Source organism: Peptoniphilus senegalensis JC140 (genome assembly GCF_000321025.1).
Taxonomy (GTDB): Bacteria; Bacillota; Clostridia; order Tissierellales; family Peptoniphilaceae; genus Peptoniphilus_A; species Peptoniphilus_A senegalensis.
This window is the reverse complement of record NZ_HE610717.1, coordinates 420,256-442,121: the sequence shown is the minus strand read 5'-3', so window position 1 is coordinate 442,121 and position 21,866 is coordinate 420,256. Positions and strand designations below refer to the sequence as shown.

Genomic DNA, 21,866 nt, shown 5'->3' with positions numbered 1-21,866 from the left:
GCTAAATATATGGATGAAAGAGAAAAAATCATTCGTTTATGGTTTGATATGTGGCTTGAACAACAAGACTTAGGGATAGATGAAATTTTTTCAGATGATGTAATTTATGTTGAAAGTTGGTGTCCAAAGTATGAAAATCGTCAAACTGTAAAGCACTGGTTTAATGAATGGAATACAAGAGGAACAGTGCTTGCGTGGGATATAAAGCAATTTTTTCATAAGGATAATCAAACCATTGTAGAATGGCACTTCAAAAATAAAATGAATGAAGGGAAAGTTGAAGAATTTGACGGTATTTCTTTGATTGTTTGGACAGCCGATAATAAGATAAAAACATTGAAAGAGTTTGGTTGTAATTGCAATAACTACAATCCTTATAAACAGAGTAAAAGTCCATTATTTAGAGATGAAAAAGTAAATTGGTTTTGAGGAGATGAAATATAACGAAAATGGAGTTAAGAGATGATAGAAAATCATATATAAAAATATTTTTAATTGGAATATTGGTGGGATGTATTACTCGATTATTAGATTACTGCTCATTAGATACTTTATGGAGTTGGTCTTCTGTTCAAACACTATTAGGATTTTGGATGATTTCAAATACTGTAATAGTAGTAAAAAGTTCATCTAATAAGTGTGCAGGAATTAGCTCATTCTTATATATGTTTGGAATGACATTGAGCTTTTATGGATTGCAAGCTATTCTTGGTATGTTTATTCCAATGTTTTCGGATGGATTTCGTTTTTCTTTATTTATAATGTTTACTATTTTGTCTATACCATGTGCGATTGCAGCGTTTGTACTTTATTATTGGAATAGAGATAAATTTTATAACTCTATTTTATATTCGTTGCCTGTAGGAGCATTATTTTCTGAAACGGTAGCTATAGCAATAAAATTTTACATGACACATACTTTTCTATTTCAGTTACTAATGGATGGAATAGGAACTATTGCTTTCGGAGTATTATTTTTTAGAAGAGTGAAAAATCGCTATGTTTACTTATTTTCTATAATCATAAGTTTCTTAGTATTTTACTTTATTCTATATCATAGAGAAGTTCTTACATGGTTATAGTGATTTTACTTGCGTAATTTATAAAAATAGTAATTTATACGAAACTAAAACAAGAACAGTAAATCAAAAAAGGTTTACTGTTTTTCTTTGTCTAAAAGTTAAAATGCCATTGTAGAAAAAGCATCCATAAATATAAAAAGGCACTTGACAAAACGCTTCCTGGGGAAATGAAAAAGACATTGAGCCATACATTGACAAGAAGTTTGAAAACAATGTGCTACTAACTCAAACTGAAAGACTTACTATGAACAATAGACCTAAAAATCCAAAATATGCGAGAAATAAAAATGTAATGGTAATTGGAGGTTCTGGTAGTGGTAAAACAAGGTTTTTTGTAAAGCCAAATCTCATGCAAATGCACTCTTCATATGTAGTAACCGATCCAAAAGGAACATTAGTCTTGGAATGTGGGAAAATGTTGGAAAGAAATGGATATGAGATAAAAATACTAAACACAATAAACTTTAAAAAATCCATGAGATATAATCCCTTTGCATACTTGAAAAGTGAAAAAGATATTTTGAAATTAGTACAAACAATAATTGCAAATACTAAGGGAGAAGGAGAAAAATCAACTGAGGATTTTTGGGTGAAAGCTGAAAAACTCTATTACACAGCACTTATAGGATATATCTGGTATGAAGCTCCTAAAGAAGAACAGAACTTTACAACTTTACTTGCTATGATAGATGCAAGTGAGGTAAGAGAAGAAGATGAAAATTTTAAAAATGCAGTAGACTATATGTTTGAAGCATTAGAAAAAGAAAAGCCAAATCATTTCGCAGTAAAACAATATAAGAAATACAAACTTGCAGCAGGAAAAACTGCCAAATCAATCCTTATATCCTGTGGAGTAAGGCTTGCTCCATTTGATATTCAGGAACTTAGGGACTTAATGAAAGAAGATGAACTGGAGCTTGATACACTTGGAGAAAAGAAAACAGCTTTATTCGTAATAATATCGGATACAGATGATACATTTAACTTTGTAGTATCAATAATGTACTCACAATTATTTAATCTATTATGTGATAAAGCAGATGATGAATATGGCGGAAGACTTCCTGTTCATGTGAGATGCCTACTTGATGAATTCGCAAATATCGGCTTAATTCCTAAATTTGAAAAGCTGATAGCAACTATTAGAAGTAGAGAAATATCAGCTTGTATAATATTACAAGCACAATCACAACTAAAAAGTATCTATAAAGATAATGCAGATACCATAGTTGGCAATTGTGATTCGACGTTATTTTTAGGAGGCAAAGAAAGAACAACATTAAAAGAATTATCTGAAAGCCTAGGCAAAGAAACCATAGACCTATATAACACATCAGAAACAAGATCGAATCAAAAGAGTTTTGGACTAAATTATCAAAAAACTGGTAAGGAACTTATGAGTCAAGATGAAATAACTGTAATGGATGGTGGTAAGTGTATTTATCAGTTAAGAGGAGTAAGACCTTTCTTATCTGATAAATTTGATATTACAAAGCATAAGAATTACAAGTTATTGGAAGATTATGATAAGAGAAATATATTTGACATAGAGAAATACCTACAGAGAAAAGATGAGGTTAAGTTAAAAGAAAGTATGGTAGTTGAAATATTAGATGAATAAATTTAAAATTAGAAGTAAGATAGCTATTTAGGAAAGATTAAAAGGAAATACTTGACAAAAAATATTTTATAACATATAATAATGTCAACAGTACCCGACACGCCTCTTAACAATGCGGACCAAGTCGGGTCATTTGATTTTAGGAGAAAAAATGAAAAAAATTCATCAAGAACCGATTAGTATAGAAAATCAAGTAAAAAACTTAATAGACTTAGGACTTTTAGTAGAAGATAAAACTTATGCTAAGAAAATTCTTGGAAGAATATCCTATTACAGGCTGATTAAAGCTTATAGTATCACATTAAAAAAAGATGGAAGATATATATCAGGAATAAGTTTTGAAGATATTGTAAGTTTATATAAATTTGATAGAGAACTTAGACAGCTTATATTTGAAACAATAGAGCATATTGAAGTTTCTTTAAGGGCAGTTATCACAAACTATTTTTCTTTAAGATATGGGAACTTTTCATATAAAGATATGAATAATTTTGAGAAACAAAAGGAACAAGAAAGGGTACTAGAAGAATTAGCAAGGGAAGTTAAAAGAAATAGACGCTCACCATTTATAAAAAACTTTAAAGACAATTATGAAGGTGGAGAAATTCCACTCTATGCAGTGATAGAAGTAGCAAGTTTTGGAACTTTATCTAAAATGTATAAGAATATGAAAAATGAAGATAAAAGTAAAATTGCAAAAGTCTTTCATACAGACTACCATTACTTTGAATCTTGGATAGAAAATTTTGCCTATATAAGAAATATATGTGCCCATTATGGCAGGCTATATGGAGCAAAGCTTACAAAATCACCAAAGCTATATAAAGAATATTTAAAAAATAATATTTCAAACAATACAATATTTGCTACATTAGTTAATCTTAAAATAGTTTCTGAAGAAGAAAATTACAAAAATTTTTATCATGATCTAATAGCACTAATAGCAAGATATGAAAATATTGAATTAAGACATGTTGGCTTTATAGAAAACTGGAAAGAATTACTAAAACCATAAAATTAAATAGAGAAATTTACACCGAAAAAAACATTTCGGTGTTTTTTTATGCCCAAAGGAGGAAGAATGAAATATATACGAGATGAGCCGAAAAAATAAGATACAGAGAAAAATGAAATATTAATTAATTAGAAGTAGAAGCGATAGAGAAAACTATCGCTTTTTTTATGGAATAAAGGAGATAGAACAAATGGAAAGAGAAATGCTAAATATTAATGGAAATCTAGTAGGAGAAATAAAAACAACTGCAATAGATACAAAGGAAGGAGAAAAAGAAGTAGCTAACTTCACAATAGTTAGAAAGAACAAAGAAGAAGGAAAGGTTAAGAAAGAATATATCTACTGTAATCTCTACGGAGAAAAGGCAAAAAGTGTGAAGGAATTTAAAAGTGGAGAATACATCCATATTTTTGGATATTTTAAGGAAACAAAAAAAGAAGACAAGACATTTAAAAATTTTATCGTAAAGCACATAAATAAAATTAAAAAAGAAGAAAAAGAGGAGGAAATATAAATGGAATTTTTTACACAAGCAGTAAATGTATTAAAAATATTAGTTACAGCAATTGGTGCAGGGCTTGGAGCATGGGGTGTTATCAACCTGATGGAAGGTTATGGGAATGACAACCCTGGTGCTAAATCTCAAGGCATTAAGCAGCTTATGGCTGGAGGGGGAATTGTACTCATAGGTTTAAAACTAATACCGCTATTAGCAAACGTGTTAAAATAAAATGTTTAATATAGTAGATAAGATCAAAGAGTTTTTTTCGGAGATACTTATTGATATGATCAAGGAAAATTTAAGCGGAATGCTCCTTGATATAAATGACAAAGTATCAACGATAGCAAATGAGGTAGGAAAGACTCCGAGTGGATGGAACTCGGAGGTTTTCCACTTCATAAAGTCTATTTCAGAAAATGTTATACTTCCCATAGCAGGTCTTATCATAACGGCTGTACTATGTATTGAATTAATTCAAATGGTAATGAACAAAAATAATATGCATGACACAGATACCTTTGGTTTTTTTAAATATATGATAAAAATGTGGATAGCAGTATGGCTTGTATCTCATGCTTTTGACTTTTCTATGGCAGTATTTGATGTGGCACAGAATTTAATAGGAAAGGCAGCAGGTGTGGCAAATGCTAGTGCAAAAGTTTCTCCGGGTGATATAGCTAATATGGTAGATAGCCTAAAAGGAGAGTCAATAGGAAAATTAATGACTATAGTACTAGAGACATCAATTGTAAAGATGATAATTCAAGGGATATCAATACTCATTACAGTTATTCTATACGGCAGGATGATAGAAATATATATTTATACTTCAGTTTGCGCCATACCTTTTGCCACAATGGGTAATAAAGAATGGGGAAGTATTGGAACAAACTATATAAGAGGGCTCTTCGCACTTGGCTTGCAAGGTTTATTCTTACTTATATGCGTAGGAATTTATGCCGTACTTGTTAAGACTTTAAATATATCAGACATACACAAAAGTATTTTTGAATTACTAGGATACACATTAATACTTGGGATAACTATGATGAAATCAGGAAGTATTGCAAAATCAATTTTAAATGCTCATTAATAAAAAAGGAGAAGATGATGAAAATTAGAAGAAAAAAGGACAAAAAAATTAATTTAAAAACACTTGGAACAATAGGACTCCCAATACTTTTAATAGGGGGATATATTACAAGAGAAATACAAAATAGAATGATTATAAGAAAAACATCGGAAGTTTTAGATAATAGAGAAGAAACGAATGAAAAAGTATTAGAAATAGCAGTGAATATGGGAAAATCATTAGAAGATCTGAACAGAGAAGACATATATGGCTTTTACTTAGAGGGTTTAGAATAATGGCTTATGTAAATGTACCAAAGGACTTAACAAAAGTAAAAACAAAGGTAGCTCTAAATCTAACAAAAAGACAATTAATTGGCTTTACAATTGCAGGTCTAATAGGCTTTCCAGTATATTTAATGGTAAAAAAAGTGCTGCCTAATGACCTATCTATGTTAATCATGATAGGTGTGTCTTTTCCTATAATATTTGCAACTCTTTATGAAAAGGACGGGATCTATTTTGAAAAATATTTAAAGTATATTATAGATAAGAAAAGACAGACAAGTATAAGGATATACAAGACAGAATGTATTTATGATATAAAGAAACAAAGAAAGGAAAGGAGTAAATGAATCAAATACAGAAAAAACAACAGAAAAAATTAAATCAAGAAAAAAGAAATTTAAAAAACAAAAAGAAGATTTAAAAAGCATTAGTATAAGTCAAAAAAAGATGAAAAAAGCAAATATTTCTAAAGAAAAAGGAAAGCCCAAAAAGAAGCTTTCCTTTTTTGGTGGGAAGAAGAAAAAGAGTGTTCAGGAAACAATCCCTTATTTAAGAATGTTGAGAAATGGGATTTGCCAAGTTGAGAAGAACAAATTTAATAAAATGATACGTTTTTTAGATATTAACTACCAGCTTTCAACAGAAGAAGATAAGGAAAGTATATTTAATGAATTTTCAAGTTTTTTAAACTATTTTGATCCAAGTGTTGATATAGAACTTTCATATATTAATCGCATAGGAAAAAATGAAGAAGTAGAAAAAAACATCAATGTTCCGGATAGAAACGATTCATATAATGAAATACGAAAAGAGTACAGGGAAATGCTAAAAAATCAGAGTCAAAAAGGAAATAATGGACTTACTAAATATATGTATATCACCTTTAGCTTACAAGCACAAGATTTAAAAGAGGCAACTACAAGACTTGAAAGAATGGAAATGGATATATTAAATAACTTTAAGCAGATGGGAGTAAAAGCTTATGTATTAAGTGGATATGAAAGGTTAAAGGTTATTCACGATATCTTAAATCCAAATAAGAATTTTGTTTTTTCATTTGAAGACCTAAAATATAGTGGACTATCTACTAAGGATTATATAGTACCAGCATCATTTAACTTTTCATCTAACAATCAATTTAAAATTGGAGAATACTTTGGAGAAGTAAACTTTCTACAAATTCTAGCACCTGAATTATCAGATAGATTATTATCAGAATTTTTAGGAGTTGAAGAAAATATGATTGTAACATTTCATATAAATTCCATTGATCAAACAGAAGCTATAAAGATGATTAAAAGAAAAATAACAGACTTGGATAAAATGAAAATTGAAGAAAATAAGAAGGCTATAAGATCAGGATATGATATTGATATTCTTCCAAGCGATTTAATTACCTATGGTAATGATGCTAAGAAACTATTGGTAGAACTTCAAAATCATAATGAGAGAATGTTTGTCATAACTATTTTGTTTACAAATATGGAAAAAAGTAGAAAGAAATTGAGTAATATAATCTTTCAACTAAATTCAATAGCAGGTAGGCATAATTGTGTATTGAAAAATCTTAACTATAGACAGGAACAAGGACTAATTTCTTCCCTGCCACTTGGAAAAAATGAAATAGAAATAAAAAGAGGACTTACAACCAGCTCTACAGCAGTCTTTATTCCTTTTACAACAGAAGAGTTGTGCTTAGAAGGAGAGAGCTTATATTACGGATTAAATGCTTTAAGTCGTAATATCATTATGACAGATAGAAAGCTTTTAAAGAATCCAAACGGTTTAATACTTGGAACACCGGGTAGCGGTAAATCTTTTTCAGCTAAAAGAGAAATTACCAATGCTTTTTTAATCACACAAGATGACATCATTATCTGTGATCCGGAAGGGGAGTATGGAAATTTAACTAAGGCACTAGGTGGAGAAGTTATAAAAATATCGCCAACAAGTAAGGATTATATAAACCCGTTGGATATAAATGTAGACTATGCCGATGAAGACAATCCCTTATCTTTAAAGTCTGACTTTATTCTTTCACTGTTTGAACTTGTAGTAGGAAAGGAAGGGTTAAGTGCAGAAGAAACTTCAGTAATTGATAGATGTCTTCCAATATTATATAAGGATTACTTCGACAATCCAATTTCTGAAAATATGCCAATTTTAGAAGATTTATATAATTTACTTTTAAAACAAGAAGAAAATGTAGGGAAAAAATTAGCGGTAGAAATGGAAATTTATGTCAAAGGCAGCCTCAATGTATTTAACCATAGGACTAATGTAGATACAGGAAATAGAATTCTTTGTTATGACATTAAGGAATTAGGAAAGCAACTTAGAAAAATAGGTATGTTAATTGTTCAAGATCAAGTGTGGAATAGAGTAACTATTAATAGAAATAAGAAGGAAACCAGATATTACTGTGACGAATTCCATTTGCTTTTAAGAGAAGAACAAACAGCCTCATATTCCATAGAAATTTGGAAGAGATTTAGAAAATGGGGCGGGATTCCAACAGGATTAACACAAAATGTAAAGGACCTTTTAGCCAGTCCCGAAATAGAAAATATATTTGATAATACAGATTTTATCTTAATGCTTAATCAAGCTAGTGGTGATAGGGAAATTTTAGCTAACAAGTTAAATATATCTCTTTATCAGTTATCCTACGTAACAAATTCCAATGAGGGAGAGGGATTACTATTCTATGGAAACACAATAGTACCTTTTGTAGATAGATTTCCTAAAGATACAAAATTGTATAAGTTAATGACAACTAAACCAGAAGAATTAAAGGAAGGGATAGAAATTGATAGACAGAGAGAAGTTAAAAACTAACTATATTATTAATTTAGATGCAATTTCTGCTCTAAAGGAATTTCCAGATAAAATATTTGATTGCTGTATTACATCTCCTCCATATTATGGACTTAGAGATTATAAAGCAGAAGGACAAATTGGAAGAGAAGAAAGTCCGGAGGAATATTTAAATAAATTAATTAAAGTCTTTAGAGAAGTAAAAAGAGTATTAAAAAAAGAAGGAACACTTTGGGTAGTTATTGGAGATTCTTATGCAGGTACAAGAAGCAAAAAAAAATATAAAGATCCTAAAAACATAGAAGGAAGAAGTGGTCAAAAAGAGTCTATTACAGAAAAACTCAGTGGCTACAAGGCAAAAGACTTAATGGGGATACCTTGGCAACTAGCTTTAAAATTAAGAGAGGATGGTTGGTATTTAAGAAGCGATATTATTTGGCATAAGGAAAATGCCATGCCTGAGTCTTGTAGGGATAGACCATCAAGGTCTTATGAACATATCTTCCTACTATCAAAAGCAAGAAAGTATTTCTATAACTTTGACGCTATGAAAGAACCAATAAAAGAAATAAGCAAGAAAAGATATATGAGGGCAAGAGGAAAAGATAATAAGTATTTACAAGAAGGCACAGGAGCTAAAAGACAGAGCATAAATGAAGCAAGAGAGTATGGAGAATATATAGGAGATAATGTCCCTAAGTTTAGAAACAATAGAGATATTTGGACTATTAACACCAGTGCGTTTAAAGGAAAACACTATGCGGTATTTCCACCAAAACTGGTAGAACTTTGTATAAAAGCAGGATGTCCTAAAAAAGGCTTAATTCTTGATCCCTTTATGGGTTCAGGAACTGTTGGAATGGTAGCTATTAGGATGGACAGAGAATATATTGGAATTGACATAAACAAAGACTACTGTCAAATAGCTAAAGAAAGGATAGAGAAAAATATGAAATAGGAGGTATATATGAAAAAGAAAGGGAAAGTAAACCCAAGAGATGTACCAAAGACCAAACTTATATCAGAAAAGAAAGAAGAAAGCAATGAAAAATTCAGTAGTACAGAGAGAAAATCAGATTTTTCAAAAAAAGAAATTAATAAAGTAAAAAGCAGGAATAACATAGACAATAATGATGAAAACTCTAAGTATTATTCATCTCATTTGCAAGAAAATAGTCAAGATTTACTCAACGAAAAAGATAAGTCAAATAGAGGAAGAAGACAAAGAAAAAACCATGAGGAAAAATTTGCAGAAGCCTCCTATCATAATGAATATCAGCCAGAATATTCGCAACAGCAGCATAGAAAAATGGAAGAAAATGAGGAAAGTAGATATGGTGAATATTACGGGCAAGAAACAGAATACAGGCTAAGTAACTTTAAAGAAGATTTTAATGATAGACCAAATTCAACTAGCTCTAATTTAAAAAGTAGCACTTCTCCCCAAAAAAATTACAAGGGGAATAGTAATTTAAAATGGAAGAAAAACGTTGAGAGTGAAAGTTTTAATGGAGTGCAAGAGAAAAAAATAAGGAGATTTAGAAAAGAAGAAGATAAGGATTTTAATATAGAGGTAAGTTCAACATATGATCCCTTATCGCAGGACTCAGATAATGATGGTGTCATAGATCGCTATGACATGAACTTTAGTGATAGCAATGTATCATATAGGGACACAAGAGATGACTATAAGTATTTACCATCTTCTGATGTGCAAAGAAAAAATTGGGATGGTTATTCTATTCTTGGTGAGAAAGGGAAAGAAAGCTTTCAAAAAAACACCTTTAAAAAACTTTATCAATCTCAAAGTCAGTTTAAGGATAAAGGGGAAAAAGTAGAATTAAAATCTTTAAATGGGAAGTTTAGAAGAAAATATCTATCATATAAGGCAAATGAAGAAGATAAAAAAATAATTCAAGACCTGAATACTAATAAAAAACAAAATAGCAAATATTTCAAAGGCAAAGTTAGAAATTTAGAAGAAAAAGATATGCTAATGGGTAAGGTTTCTAGTGGGAAATTTAGACAGGATAGCCTATCTGAAGGATTCAAAAGTGAATCTGAAAAAAATAAAGATAAATATAATATAAATAAAAAGAATCAAGAAAAAATAGGCACGAAAAAAGAAATCTTCAAACAGGAAAAAAACGTAATAAAAAATGAGAATCTTGAAGTAGATGAACTTGATTTAAATCATAGTGGAATTTCTAATAAAAACAAGGGAAAGAAAAGACAAATAAAAGACGCTTTTGATAATACTATAAAGAAAAGCAACTTTGATCCAAAGAAAGAATACACCAGGACAAAAAAAGAAGTACAGGATTCTAAAAATGTATCTGAAGAAAATAAGGTAGATACAAAAAATAAAACTAAATTCCATTCTAAAAAAGATAACAAAAGTGAAAAAGATAAGTTTTATAAAAAGGAAGATAAAATATCAAAACTATATGAGAAAAAGAATAAAAAAGAAAAAGAGTTAATTAAGTATAAGAAAAAGTCAAAAAAAGCGGGTTTAGAAAAACCTATTACTTTTGCGAGTGCTATGACGGCAAACTATCTATATAGTGGGAAAGATGATAATGCAGGTGTTAACGCTGCTTATAAGCTTAGTAGAACTACCGAAGTTGTAGGTAGAGAAATTAGCCATTTTAGAAGAAAAAAACCTTTAAAAACTCAAAGAAAAATAAAATCTTTAGAAGGAAAAATTTATAAGAAAGAAAGTAAACTCCTCTTTCAAAGAAATTTTGAAGAATTGAAGAAGACTAAAGCTTATCAAAACTCTAATAAATTGAATCGATTTTTTATGAAAAAGAAGTTTCAGAGAGATTTTAGGAAGAAACACGGGGAAGGTTTAGTAAATAGAATAAAGAAATCTTTCGCTAATATTGGAAAGAAAACATTGGAAGTTTTAAAAAACAAAGGATATAAGCAAATTTTAATTGCCCTTTGTATTTTAGGACTTTTTTTTATGCTATTTCAAGGAATTAGCAATGTTGGCAGTCTTACTTCAGGATTAACAAGTAATGTTATAGCTACAAGCTATCTATCAAAAGAAGAAGTTTTAATGGATATTAATAATGAATTTACAAGTTATGAATATGCATTACAAGATGAAATAGATAGTATTAAAGAAAATTATCCAAATTATGATGAATATCATATAAAAGGAGATTCAGTTGGTCATGACCTACACGAGCTTTTTAGCTATTTAACAGCAAGATATGGAGAGATTAAGTCAGCTGAAGAGATACAAAAAGAATTAAAAAAACTCTTTAATCAAATGTATGAGAAAAAATATACTTCAAAGTCTATTACAAAATATGACAGTGAAGGAAATCCATATACCTATAGAATTCTAACTTTAACTATAAAAAAGAAAAGTATTGATGAAATAGCAAGAGAAGAATTTGCAAACTATGAAACAAATATGGCTCATTATTTAGCATTACTTGATAGTCAGGGAAATATGAGTGGATATTTTGGATCAAGCTATGGGAACTTGGGAGAGATTATAGACAATCCAAACTTTGGAAATCCCGGTCTTGCTTTTGATTCTGAAACTGCCAAAGCCTTATTTAATGAAGCAGAAAAACATATAGGTAAAAGATATGTGTTTGGAGCAAGTGGACCATCTAACTTTGACTGTTCAGGTTTTGTATGTTGGTCATTTACAAAGTCTGGTGTAAAGAGAATGCCAAGAACTACAGCTTGGCTTATTTATAAAAACTATTGTAATCCAATATCTCCAAGAGAGGCAAAACCTGGGGATATTATTTTCTTTAAAGGCACATATAATTCCGGTACGCCAATTTCTCACGTAGGGATATATGCCGGAAATGGAATGATGCTCCATGCAGGAGATCCTATCCAATATACCAGTATAAACTCAAGATACTGGAAAAATCACTTTTATTCCTTTGGTAGACCAAAATAAGGGGGAAGGGGTAAAAATCTATGAATAAAAAATTAATCAGAAACATAGAAAAACAGAAGAATTTAAGAAAGAAAAAAGAAGAAATTGAAATAGAACTTCAGTTATTAGTAGAGGAACAAGAAGAAATAGAAAATTTAGAGGTCATCAAGGAATTTCGAAGTCGAAAAATATCTCTTGATGAATTTTTATTTATTGTTAGAAAAAATAAGGAAGAAGAAAATAGAGAAAGACAAGAACTTAAAAGAAAAGATACAAATGAAAGTGAGGAAAATTTATGAAAAAAATAACCAGTGGAATTTTAGCTGTGATAATGCTACTTGTAAGTTTAGTGAATATATTGGCTGTAAGTCCTGTATATGCAAGTACAGATTATAAGGTAGAGTGGACGGAAGATGATTTTATGTATTCCTCTGAGGGAAATATAATTGCCTTTAGTGATAAAGGCTTAGAAAAGAAAGAAAAGACAAATATTCTAGTATTTCCTGAAGGAACGAAATCTATAAATGGAAATTATTCTTTAAGTCATTCAAACGATGAACTTAGATATAAAAGAGAATTTGGACGTGGCAAACATTGGGATAAAGTAATTATTCCTGATTCTGTTAAGCATTTAGGCTATGCTGCCTTTTACGATGCAAGTATAGACGAGGTAAAACTATCAAATAGGCTAACTTATCTTGGTGGTTTAGCATTTTTTAATTGTGGACTTAGAGAAGTGACTTTACCTGATACTTTGGTAAATATTGAACATAATGCTTTTGAAAGAAATAACCTTCAAGAAATAACTATACCGAAGTCTGTAAAGACAATTGAACAATACGCTTTTTCAAGAAATAAATTGCACACTATAAAAGTTTTAGGCAATCCAAACATTAACAGTAAAGGAGTATTCCATAATCAAGATGTTGAATATAGACCAAAACAAAATCCATTTTACGAAAATCATTTTGGTTTCAACGGAAATCAAGGATTCAAATCTATTCCTAATGGATTAAGGTTTGAAAATGGAGAGTTTGTCTTTGATAAGAACGTAGATAGTGTAGAACTTGAATTTGATTATAACAATGATATGTATCAAGGAAAGATGACTATATACAATCCAAATAAATATTCCATTGATACTCAAACTGATTTGACAGGACAAGATATTGATGAAAAGGACAATAAGATTGATGATTTAACTAAAAACATTAAGGACTTAGAAAATCAGATCAAAGACTTAAATGATAAGAAACAAGAAGATCAATCAAAGATAGATGAGTTAAAGGAAAAGTTAGAATCTTGCAAAGATAATGGAGAGAAACTAAAACAAGAAAAAGCTAGGCTAGAAGAAGAAATTAGAGATAAAGACAATAAGATTGCTCAATTGAATAAAGAAATTGAGGATCTTAAAAATTCTAACAATGATGAACTAATAGCAGAAATTACTCAGCTTAAAGATGAACTAAAAAGATTACAAGATGAAAATGCAAAACTAAAAGAAGATTATTCATCTACAAAATGGGAGTTAGAAGCTGAGAAAGAAAAGACCGATAAAAACGAAAATAAAATCAAAGAAATGCAAGAAAAGCTCGAGTCTTTAGAAGGAGAACTAGCAAAGAAGACTAAAGAAATTGAGGATAAAGATAATAAAATTAAGGACTTAGAAAAAGCTCTTGATGAAAAAGATACTAAGATAAAAGACCTCGAGTCTAAAAAGAAAGAAACAGAAAATTCTAAGTCAGAATGTTGTAAGAAAATTGAAGAGCTTCAAAAGGCTATTGATAGTTTAAAAGAATCTTCTGAAAATACAAAAAAAGAATTAGAAGAGAAGATTAAAGGGTTAGAAGAAAAACAAAAAGCTTCTGAAGAAGAAATTAAAAAGCTAAAAGAAGAGTTAGATAAGAAAATTGAAGAAGCAAAGAAGTTAATCGAGGAAGCAAATAAAAAAGCAAAAGAAGAACTTGAGAAACAAGCTAAAGATGAAAAAGACAAAAATTTAAACCAAGACTTATCCAAGAAATTAGATGAAATTCTAAAACTCCAAAAAGAAAATAAAGAGAAGAAAGAAGACAAGAAATCTCAAGATAAAAAGTTGGACGAACTTTTGAAAGCTGATGACAAGAATATCCTAAATCAATTTGATCTTAACAAGATGAAAGAGCAAGAGGAACAACAAGATAAAAAACAAGTTAAAGATGAAAAAGAATTTGCAGTTTTCCAAGTAGAGAAAAACTTTTATAACATTATAAAAGATGGAAAGAAAACTACTGTGTATATGGATGTAAAAGCATATATTAAGGATAATCGCATTATGCTACCTGTTAGATATGCAGCTTATACTCTTGGGTTTAATGTAGAATATGATGATAGTAAGAGAGAGGCTATCTTTTCAAATAAAGAAAATACAGCCTTACCTAAAAAAACTCTAAGATTAAATATAGATACTGGTGTTATGAAAGATAGTCAAGGAAACATTTATCATTCTGACACTAAACCTGTAATTATAAATGGAAGAATTCACGCATCTATTTCTAATATAGCTAAAGCCTTTAATGCAAGCTGTGGGGATATAAGAGATGAAAAAGATCAAAGTATAGAATGGGATAATAGCAGAAAGGCAGTTTATGTCTTTAAGAATATAAAGTAAGAAAAGGAGATAACTATGAAGAAAAAAAGATTAGGGGTAGCCTTAGTGCTACTCCTTTTACTATTAAGTATGCCAAGCATATCCATAGCTAAGAGCAATGATAATGAAATAAAAAATCAGTCAAATGATATTTATTTGCCAGAAAAAAGTAAAGAATTAGAAAGCTTATTTGATGAAGATGTATATAAACCATCCAATGAGAGTCAAAAAATTCCTTATCAGGAAGTGCCGAAAATACAAGAAAATAACATAAAAAATGAGCAAGTAGATAAAAAAGAAAAGCCATCTAAGCTTGTTAAAGGTGGCAATACTAAAGCAATTAATCCATTAGCCACAAAAGAAAATAAGGCAAGAGGAACAGTTATAGAAAATGTAGATAAAAATGGACAGGATATTACACCGAAAGTAGAAGATCAAACATCAAGAGATGAAAAAAAGGAAAATCCAATAGATGTCAGACAATTTTTAACCTTTCAAACAAAGAGTGGAAAAACTATGCACCTCATTGTAGATCACTCGGAAAATCAAGAAAATGTGCAACTACTAACAGAAGTTGGAGAACAAGATCTACTAAATATGATTGAAGGAGAAAGTGAAGTAAAGCCAAAAGAAGAAGTAGTAAAAAAAGAAGAACCGGTGGAGGAAAAACCGAAGAAAGAGGAGAAAGAAGAAAAGAAATCAGGGATAGGACTTTATTTATTTATGGGTTTAATTATTGTTGGTGTAATGGGTGCAGGATATTACTTCAAAATCTATAAAAAAAATGAAGAGGAAAGTTTTGAAGAGGAGCAAGATTATAATGAATTAGAAGATGATTATGAATCTGAAGGGGAGGATTATGATCTTGAAGATAAGGAAGATACAGAAATTATTCCAGATGAAGATGAATTTTAATCTTCTCAATGATTTAAGCAGTAGATTAAGGACAACAATAAACTCAATTATCGTGTAAATTTATAAAAAAAGTATAATTAGAATTCTGGAACTTTAATAAAAAACGATGAACAAAACGACAGCCCAAACTTAATATAAAAGGAAAGCTAAGTATAAATGATTGATTGTATAATTAAGAATTTGATGATATGAAATTTCTTGATAATTTTTGAAACAAATTGGGATAGAAATTCAAAGCCTTGTTGCAAACACACTTATAAAAATATATAATATAAGTGTAAACACAACAAGGGGATGAATATAATGAATTATAGAAAGCAAATTGAAATACATCTAAAAGAATCAGGTGGTATTATAACATCTGCTTATTGCAGAGAGAATAACATACCTACAGTATATTTAAGTAGACTAGCAAAAGAGGGAAAATTGTTTAGAGTTCAAAAAGGAATATATATTATTGAAGATGGTGATTTCGATGAGTACTATTTTTTCCAATATCAGTATAGAAAGGCGATATTTTCCTATGAGACAGCTTTGTTTCTACTTGGGGTAACGGACAAAATTCCATGGAGAATAGATGTTACAGTATACAATGGATATAAATTTAATGAGAAGCAAGATACACTTAATATCAATTATGTAAAAAAATCTATTTATAATCTAGGAATTATACAGAAAAAGACAATGTTTGGAAACACTGTGAATGTTTACTCCTACGAAAGAATACTTTGTGATTTTATTTCCAACAAAGAAAAAATGGATACTGAAGTTTATGTAAAACTCATTCGTTCTTATTTTAAATATAAGGATAAGGATATACATTCTCTATATAAAATAGCAAGAAAAATGGGAATAGAAGATAAAGTAAAGGAAGTTATGGAGGTGGTATATGAATAAAGCAAAGTTAACCGCCATTTGTCATAATATAAGCAAAGAATCAGGACTCCCATTTAATTCAGTAATGTTATATTATTTTTTGGAAAGCATATTAAAAAAATTAGCACAGAGTAAGTATCATGAAAAATTTATTTTTAAAGGAGGTTTTCTTTTATCTAATGTAGTAGGGATAGATTCAAGAAGCACAGTAGATATAGATCTTCTTTTAAGAAATATGCATTTATCAGAAGAAAATGTATTAAAAACAATACAAGAATTACTAGAAGCAAGTCATTCAGATGATATATCCTATAAAGTAAATGGAATAAGTACAATCAAGGAAGATGACCAGTATGGAGGGTTTCGTGTAAGTATACTTTGTAGGATGGAGAATATAAGACAAATTGTACCTCTTGATATTGCAACAGGTGATGTTATCACCCCACATCCCATAGATTATAAATATATAAGTGCTTTTGGGCAAGAAGATATTTTAATTAAAGCCTATCCTATTGAAACAATTGTGGCAGAAAAAATTCAAACAATATACTCTAGGGGGTTTTTAAATAGCAGAAGTAAGGATTACTATGATCTTTATATAATTTATAAATTAAAAGATAAAGAAATTGATACCAAGATATTAAAAGAAGCATGTATTAGAACTTTTGATTATAGAAAAACGGAATTTGATATAGATAAAATCATAAATTTAATGAGAATGCTAAAAACGGATCAAGCTTTTTTATACAGATGGAATTCTTATTCGAAGAAAAATCTTTATGTTAGAGACATAAAGTTTGAAGATGTAATAGATAATGGAATAAATATTATAGAAAAAATAAAAAATCAGTAGAGCTATAAAAAGATGAGGGATTGAAAATTTAATCTCTCATTTTTTTATTAAAAAACTAAAGGAGGAAAAATGAAATTAGTAATCGCAGAAAAACCAAGTGTTGCAGCATCAATAGCAAAAGTTATAGGAGCAAAAAATAGAAATAATGGTTATTATGAGGGGAATGGATACATTGTTTCATGGTGTGTTGGGCATTTAGTACAAATGGCAAATCCTGATGTGTATGATGAAAGATATAAGAAGTGGAGAATTGAAGATTTACCTATTATCCCAAAAGAATACAAGTATGAGGTAACGAATACAACTAAAAAACAGTTTAATATTCTTAAAAGACTAATGAATAGTAATGAAGTTGACACCATTATTAATGCTTGTGATGCTGGTAGAGAAGGAGAAGCTATCTTTAGACTTGTATATATGATGGCAAATTGTAAGAAGAAAATGAAACGTCTTTGGATTTCCTCAATGGAAGACTCTTCCATAAAAGAAGGATTTAGCAACTTAAAAGATGGAAGTAATTATGATAATCTTTTTGATTCAGCTAAGGCTCGTGCCATAGCTGATTGGCTTGTTGGAATGAACATAAGTAGACTTTACTCCTGTCTATATAATGAAAATTATAGTGTAGGCAGAGTACAAACACCAACTTTATCAATGATTGTGAATAGAGATGATGAGATAAATAGTTTTAAAAAAGAAAAATATTATACAGTGGAGATTTCTATGAATGGATTTACACTGTCGACAGATAGAATTGATGACAAGATAGTGGCAGAGCAGCTTAAAAATTTAATCGGAGAAAAAATTGAAATAACCGATGTAATTAAAAAAGAAAAGATTACAAAGCCTAATCTGCCCTTTGATCTAACAACACTTCAAAGAGAATGTAATAAGTATTTTGGATACAGTGCAAAACAAACCCTAGATTATGCCCAAAGCCTGTATGAAAAGAAGTATATTACCTATCCACGAACAGATTCAAGATATTTGACAGTAGACATGATAGAAAGCACTGTAAATAATATTATAGGAAAAAATGATTTTGACACAGAAAGAATTAAGGTAGTTTTTAATTCTGAAAAAGTTACAGATCATCATGCAATAATTCCAACGATAAGTTCATTAAATAAGGATATTTCAAATCTCCCGGAAAGCGAAGCCAAAGTATATAGACTTATAACAAATAAACTCTATGCAAGTTTTGGATATCCACTTGTAGAAAATACAACAAAGATAGTGGCTGAATTTGACGGGTTTGAATTTATAAACACTTATAAAATAATTGCAGAAGAAGGGTTTACAAAATATTTAGAAGAATATACATCAAAGAAGAAAGAAGATATACAACTTCCTGATGTAAAAATAGGAGATTTTTTATATATTGAAAATAAAGATATAAAAGAGAAGTATACAAATCCACCTAAACACTTCACTGAAGACACACTCTTAAAAGCAATGGAAATAGCTGGAAATGATGAATTAGTTAAGGATGTTGAAATTGAAAGAAAAGGACTTGGTACTCCTGCTACAAGAGCGGGAATAATAGAAAATTTGATATACAAAGGTTATATAAAAAGAGAAAAGAAAAACCTAATATCAACTAGGAAGGGATTAAACCTAGTTACTATAGTTATAGATGAGTTTAAATCTCCAAAGACAACAGCAAAATGGGAAATGAGATTAAGTGATATAGCAAAGGGTAAGGAAAATAAAGAGAATTTTTTAAAAGAAATTGAAGAAGAAATAAAAAATACTATAGGTAAATATTATAAGTAAATTGATTATAAAAACTTGAATATAATTATAGGAATGAAGAAAGGAATGATTTATGAAAGAAATAGGGTATAGTATAAGTGATAAAAGAGTAGGTATTAGGAAATTTGCTTATTTGACATTACTATAAATATACGTTATACTCTTATCAGATAAAGATGGTGTCCCGCTACCGTTAAAGGTGGAGCATTAAAGAAGGTGTATCACTACCTACATCCCAAAGGTAAAATATTAAAGCAAACAGAGAGGTTAAAACCTTTCTATTTTTTTATTCCAATTTCTTCTGCAAAGGAAAACGCAAAAAATGAAAGAATGTTTCTGATGAGCATTTTTTAATTTATGAAGTGATCGATGATAGTATTACTATAGATGGAGATATTTACAAATATTATTCTGATAAAGAAAAATTGCACATATTATCTATATTGGATATTAAGAAAATGATTCCTGTACCGACTGATGGTTATGAAAGAATTGATTTTAACGAACTTGAGGATATTAGATATAAAGACTTATTTCAAAAAGAATACGCTTTTTGTTTAAAAATAAAAACAAAGGTCTTGATAAAGGTGGAAAAAATATACAGAAAGCAAAAGAAAACAGGAATTATAAGAAGAGCAAATTGTAATTTTTCAAAGTTAGAAAAAGCAATGTTGGATTGGAAGCAATAGAATAAAGGCAGTTAAAGCGATTAGAAAAGTAAAAAATTCCAATCGTTTTTTTATTGCAATAAAAAGATAGCGTAAATGACATTTTAAAGTTATCTTTTGCTTACAGAAATTTAAAAAATAGAAAGAAATAAAGTTTAATAAATAAATATATAAAAATTTAGTTCATTTTTATCACTATAATGAGGAGGGATAAAATGCCAAGATATGATATAGTAGATTTAAGTAGAACAATCTATCTTGCAAAAGAAGAATTTAAGAAAGATATAAAAAAATATGAGGAATATTTAAAGGTATCAGGCAATAACTATAAGTATCCATATATACATCAAATATCTATATACAATATGGATCCAAAAGCAACAGCCTGTGCAGAATTTGATTATTGGAAAAGTATAGGTAGAAGCGTTAAAAGAGGCGAAAAAGGAATACCACTTTTAGATATAGATAGTGGAAGGATAAAATATATCTTCGACATAAGGCAAACAGTAAGTATTAATCATAATATTTCTGAGGTAAAGTTATGGAAATATGATAGCAAAAAGCATTTAAACTTACTAGATGAAATGATAGATAAGTTTAAAGAAAAAGATAGTAAGCTTCTATTAAGCCAAGAAGATAAAATTGCTGCCTTAGTAGAAAGTAATGTTAGAGGAAAATTCAATAAAATTTTAGAAAGTCTATCTGATGAAAGTTTAAAAAGCATTCAAAAGGTAGACCTTTTTAATTTGTTAAAAGAATCCGTAAAAATTTCTATAAGCGAGAGAATGGAGGTCTCATATCAGCTAAAAGAAGAAAACTTATCTTTACTGTCTAAAATATCAAGTTCGGACATAGACAAAGTATTAAGTATAAGTGCTAATATAAGTAAAAATATCTTACTTGATTTGGGAAGTGAAATAAAAAGATTAGAAATTTTAGAGAAAATTCAAGAAAGAAAAGATTTGGAGCAGACAAAAGAGCTTAAGGAGCGTTATAATAAATTAAGTTCTGATATAAACGGTGAAATAAATTTTAAAGGAGGCTTGGAAGATGAAAGAGAAATTAACATTGGCAGGCAAGGAATACCTCATGGAGGAGGGGATTTACACACCAATCGTCAAGGAGAATTCCTTCGAGAGACAGGGAGGGACATACAAGATGGAAGAATTGGAGGAAGGCATGGAAGTCCTAATACCCAATATGGCAATTCCCAAGGAAATAGATTTAAAGAAACTCAACAGATGGGGAAGGATGAGATTGAACTTTCTCAAGGAGAACAAAGAAGAGGATTATCAGATAATGTATTTGCAAGGGACATTGATGGATCATCTTCTATCAAAGGAAAAAGAGATAGAGGACTTTATCACGAGGGAAGAAGTCAAAATGATGGAAACTTGGGGTCTGACAGAAGAACTGAAAGAAGAGGACTATCTGAAATATCTGAGATTGAAGAAGAACATGGATATGACCCTACAAGAAATAGGGGAAAGGGAGATAATCCTAATCTAAAAAATGAGGAAGTAGAGTCTACTTCCTTTTTTTCTGCTAAAAATCATGGAGAGCAAATATCCTTCTCAAATCCAATAAGTCAAAGAGAAATAGATACATTTTTAATACATGGAGGAAATCATGAAGATGGAAGATTAGCAGTAATAGCAGAATTTTCTAAGGGTAAATCTTTAGAAGAACAGGCAAACTTTTTGAAAGAAATATATAGGGGAGCCAATGGTCTTGAAATTGAAGGAAGAAAGATATCTGCATGGTTTGGAAAGGAAGGAGCAATTTTTAAAGATGGAGATGAGGCAAGATATAGAGAAGGGCAAATAGTTTCTTGGAAAGATTTAGCTAATAATATTAATAA

19 protein-coding genes and 1 pseudogene are annotated in these 21,866 nt (G+C 29.5%); all 20 read left to right on the top strand.

What is annotated here, in order from left to right; genetic code table 11:
- Positions 1-9: 9 nt before the first annotated feature.
- The 20 genes and pseudogenes from PTSHG_RS02160 to PTSHG_RS10290 all read left to right on the top strand — a co-directional run bounded on the left by PTSHG_RS02160 (position 10) and on the right by PTSHG_RS10290 (position 21,514).
- Positions 10-429 carry a nuclear transport factor 2 family protein gene (locus tag PTSHG_RS02160; protein WP_019107268.1) on the top strand — a complete coding sequence of 140 codons (420 nt, stop codon included), beginning with the start codon at positions 10-12 and terminating at the stop codon, positions 427-429.
- 20 nt (positions 430-449) lie between these two features.
- The gene (locus PTSHG_RS02155) at positions 450-1,082 is read left to right on the top strand and encodes a hypothetical protein (protein ID WP_019107267.1); all 633 of its coding nucleotides are present in this window, start codon (positions 450-452) and stop codon (positions 1,080-1,082) included.
- Positions 1,083-1,233: 151 nt separating this feature from the next.
- Positions 1,234-2,703 (top strand): annotated as a pseudogene (locus PTSHG_RS09095) (VirD4-like conjugal transfer protein, CD1115 family); the annotation flags it as partial.
- 151 nt (positions 2,704-2,854) lie between these two features.
- Complete coding sequence (locus PTSHG_RS02145; protein WP_019107265.1) at positions 2,855-3,718, top strand: Abi family protein; 864 nt, start codon at positions 2,855-2,857, stop codon at positions 3,716-3,718.
- Between the two features lie 190 nt (positions 3,719-3,908).
- Entirely contained in the window at positions 3,909-4,232 is a 324-nt protein-coding gene (locus PTSHG_RS02140; protein WP_002842079.1) for a single-stranded DNA-binding protein, read from the top strand.
- A complete protein-coding gene (locus PTSHG_RS02135) occupies positions 4,233-4,448 on the top strand; it encodes a Maff2 family mobile element protein (RefSeq protein WP_002838961.1) in 216 nt (71 codons plus the stop codon).
- A gap of 1 nt (position 4,449) precedes the next feature.
- Positions 4,450-5,313 (top strand): VirB6/TrbL-like conjugal transfer protein, CD1112 family, encoded by an 864-nt coding sequence (locus PTSHG_RS02130; RefSeq protein ID WP_019107264.1) that lies wholly within the window; start codon positions 4,450-4,452, stop codon positions 5,311-5,313.
- A 17-nt stretch (positions 5,314-5,330) separates the two neighbouring features.
- Positions 5,331-5,588, top strand: a complete 258-nt coding sequence (locus PTSHG_RS02125; RefSeq protein WP_019107263.1) for a hypothetical protein — start codon at positions 5,331-5,333, stop codon at positions 5,586-5,588.
- Positions 5,588-5,926 (top strand): PrgI family protein, encoded by a 339-nt coding sequence (locus PTSHG_RS02120; protein ID WP_002838958.1) that lies wholly within the window; start codon positions 5,588-5,590, stop codon positions 5,924-5,926. The genes PTSHG_RS02125 and PTSHG_RS02120 overlap by 1 nt, the downstream gene beginning before the upstream one ends.
- A gap of 100 nt (positions 5,927-6,026) precedes the next feature.
- Entirely contained in the window at positions 6,027-8,417 is a 2,391-nt protein-coding gene (locus tag PTSHG_RS02115; protein ID WP_019107262.1) for a VirB4-like conjugal transfer ATPase, CD1110 family, read from the top strand.
- Positions 8,389-9,354: a DNA-methyltransferase gene (locus tag PTSHG_RS02110; protein ID WP_019107261.1), complete on the top strand. Its 966-nt coding sequence runs from the start codon at positions 8,389-8,391 to the stop codon at positions 9,352-9,354. Before PTSHG_RS02115 ends, PTSHG_RS02110 begins: the two co-directional genes overlap by 29 nt.
- A 9-nt stretch (positions 9,355-9,363) precedes the next feature.
- The gene (locus PTSHG_RS02105; protein ID WP_019107260.1) at positions 9,364-12,330 is read left to right on the top strand and encodes a C40 family peptidase; all 2,967 of its coding nucleotides are present in this window, start codon (positions 9,364-9,366) and stop codon (positions 12,328-12,330) included.
- A gap of 20 nt (positions 12,331-12,350) precedes the next feature.
- Positions 12,351-12,608, top strand: a complete 258-nt coding sequence (locus tag PTSHG_RS02100) for a hypothetical protein (RefSeq protein WP_001035536.1) — start codon at positions 12,351-12,353, stop codon at positions 12,606-12,608.
- Positions 12,605-14,959, top strand: a complete 2,355-nt coding sequence (locus PTSHG_RS02095) for a leucine-rich repeat protein (RefSeq protein ID WP_019107259.1) — start codon at positions 12,605-12,607, stop codon at positions 14,957-14,959. Before PTSHG_RS02100 ends, PTSHG_RS02095 begins: the two co-directional genes overlap by 4 nt.
- A 15-nt stretch (positions 14,960-14,974) precedes the next feature.
- Positions 14,975-15,853: a CD1107 family mobile element protein gene (locus PTSHG_RS02090; protein WP_019107258.1), complete on the top strand. Its 879-nt coding sequence runs from the start codon at positions 14,975-14,977 to the stop codon at positions 15,851-15,853.
- 303 nt (positions 15,854-16,156) lie between these two features.
- Positions 16,157-16,750 (top strand): type IV toxin-antitoxin system AbiEi family antitoxin domain-containing protein, encoded by a 594-nt coding sequence (locus PTSHG_RS02085; RefSeq protein WP_001109528.1) that lies wholly within the window; start codon positions 16,157-16,159, stop codon positions 16,748-16,750.
- Positions 16,743-17,582, top strand: coding sequence for a nucleotidyl transferase AbiEii/AbiGii toxin family protein (locus tag PTSHG_RS02080; RefSeq protein WP_019107257.1), 840 nt, complete (start codon positions 16,743-16,745; stop codon positions 17,580-17,582). Before PTSHG_RS02085 ends, PTSHG_RS02080 begins: the two co-directional genes overlap by 8 nt.
- A gap of 69 nt (positions 17,583-17,651) precedes the next feature.
- Positions 17,652-19,358, top strand: a complete 1,707-nt coding sequence (locus PTSHG_RS02075) for a DNA topoisomerase 3 (protein WP_019107256.1) — start codon at positions 17,652-17,654, stop codon at positions 19,356-19,358.
- A gap of 341 nt (positions 19,359-19,699) precedes the next feature.
- Positions 19,700-20,026 carry a type III toxin-antitoxin system ToxN/AbiQ family toxin gene (locus tag PTSHG_RS09090; RefSeq protein ID WP_019107255.1) on the top strand — a complete coding sequence of 109 codons (327 nt, stop codon included), beginning with the start codon at positions 19,700-19,702 and terminating at the stop codon, positions 20,024-20,026.
- Positions 20,027-21,055: 1,029 nt separating this feature from the next.
- Complete coding sequence (locus PTSHG_RS10290; RefSeq protein WP_079392108.1) at positions 21,056-21,514, top strand: TnpV protein; 459 nt, start codon at positions 21,056-21,058, stop codon at positions 21,512-21,514.
- Positions 21,515-21,866: the final 352 nt, after the last annotated feature.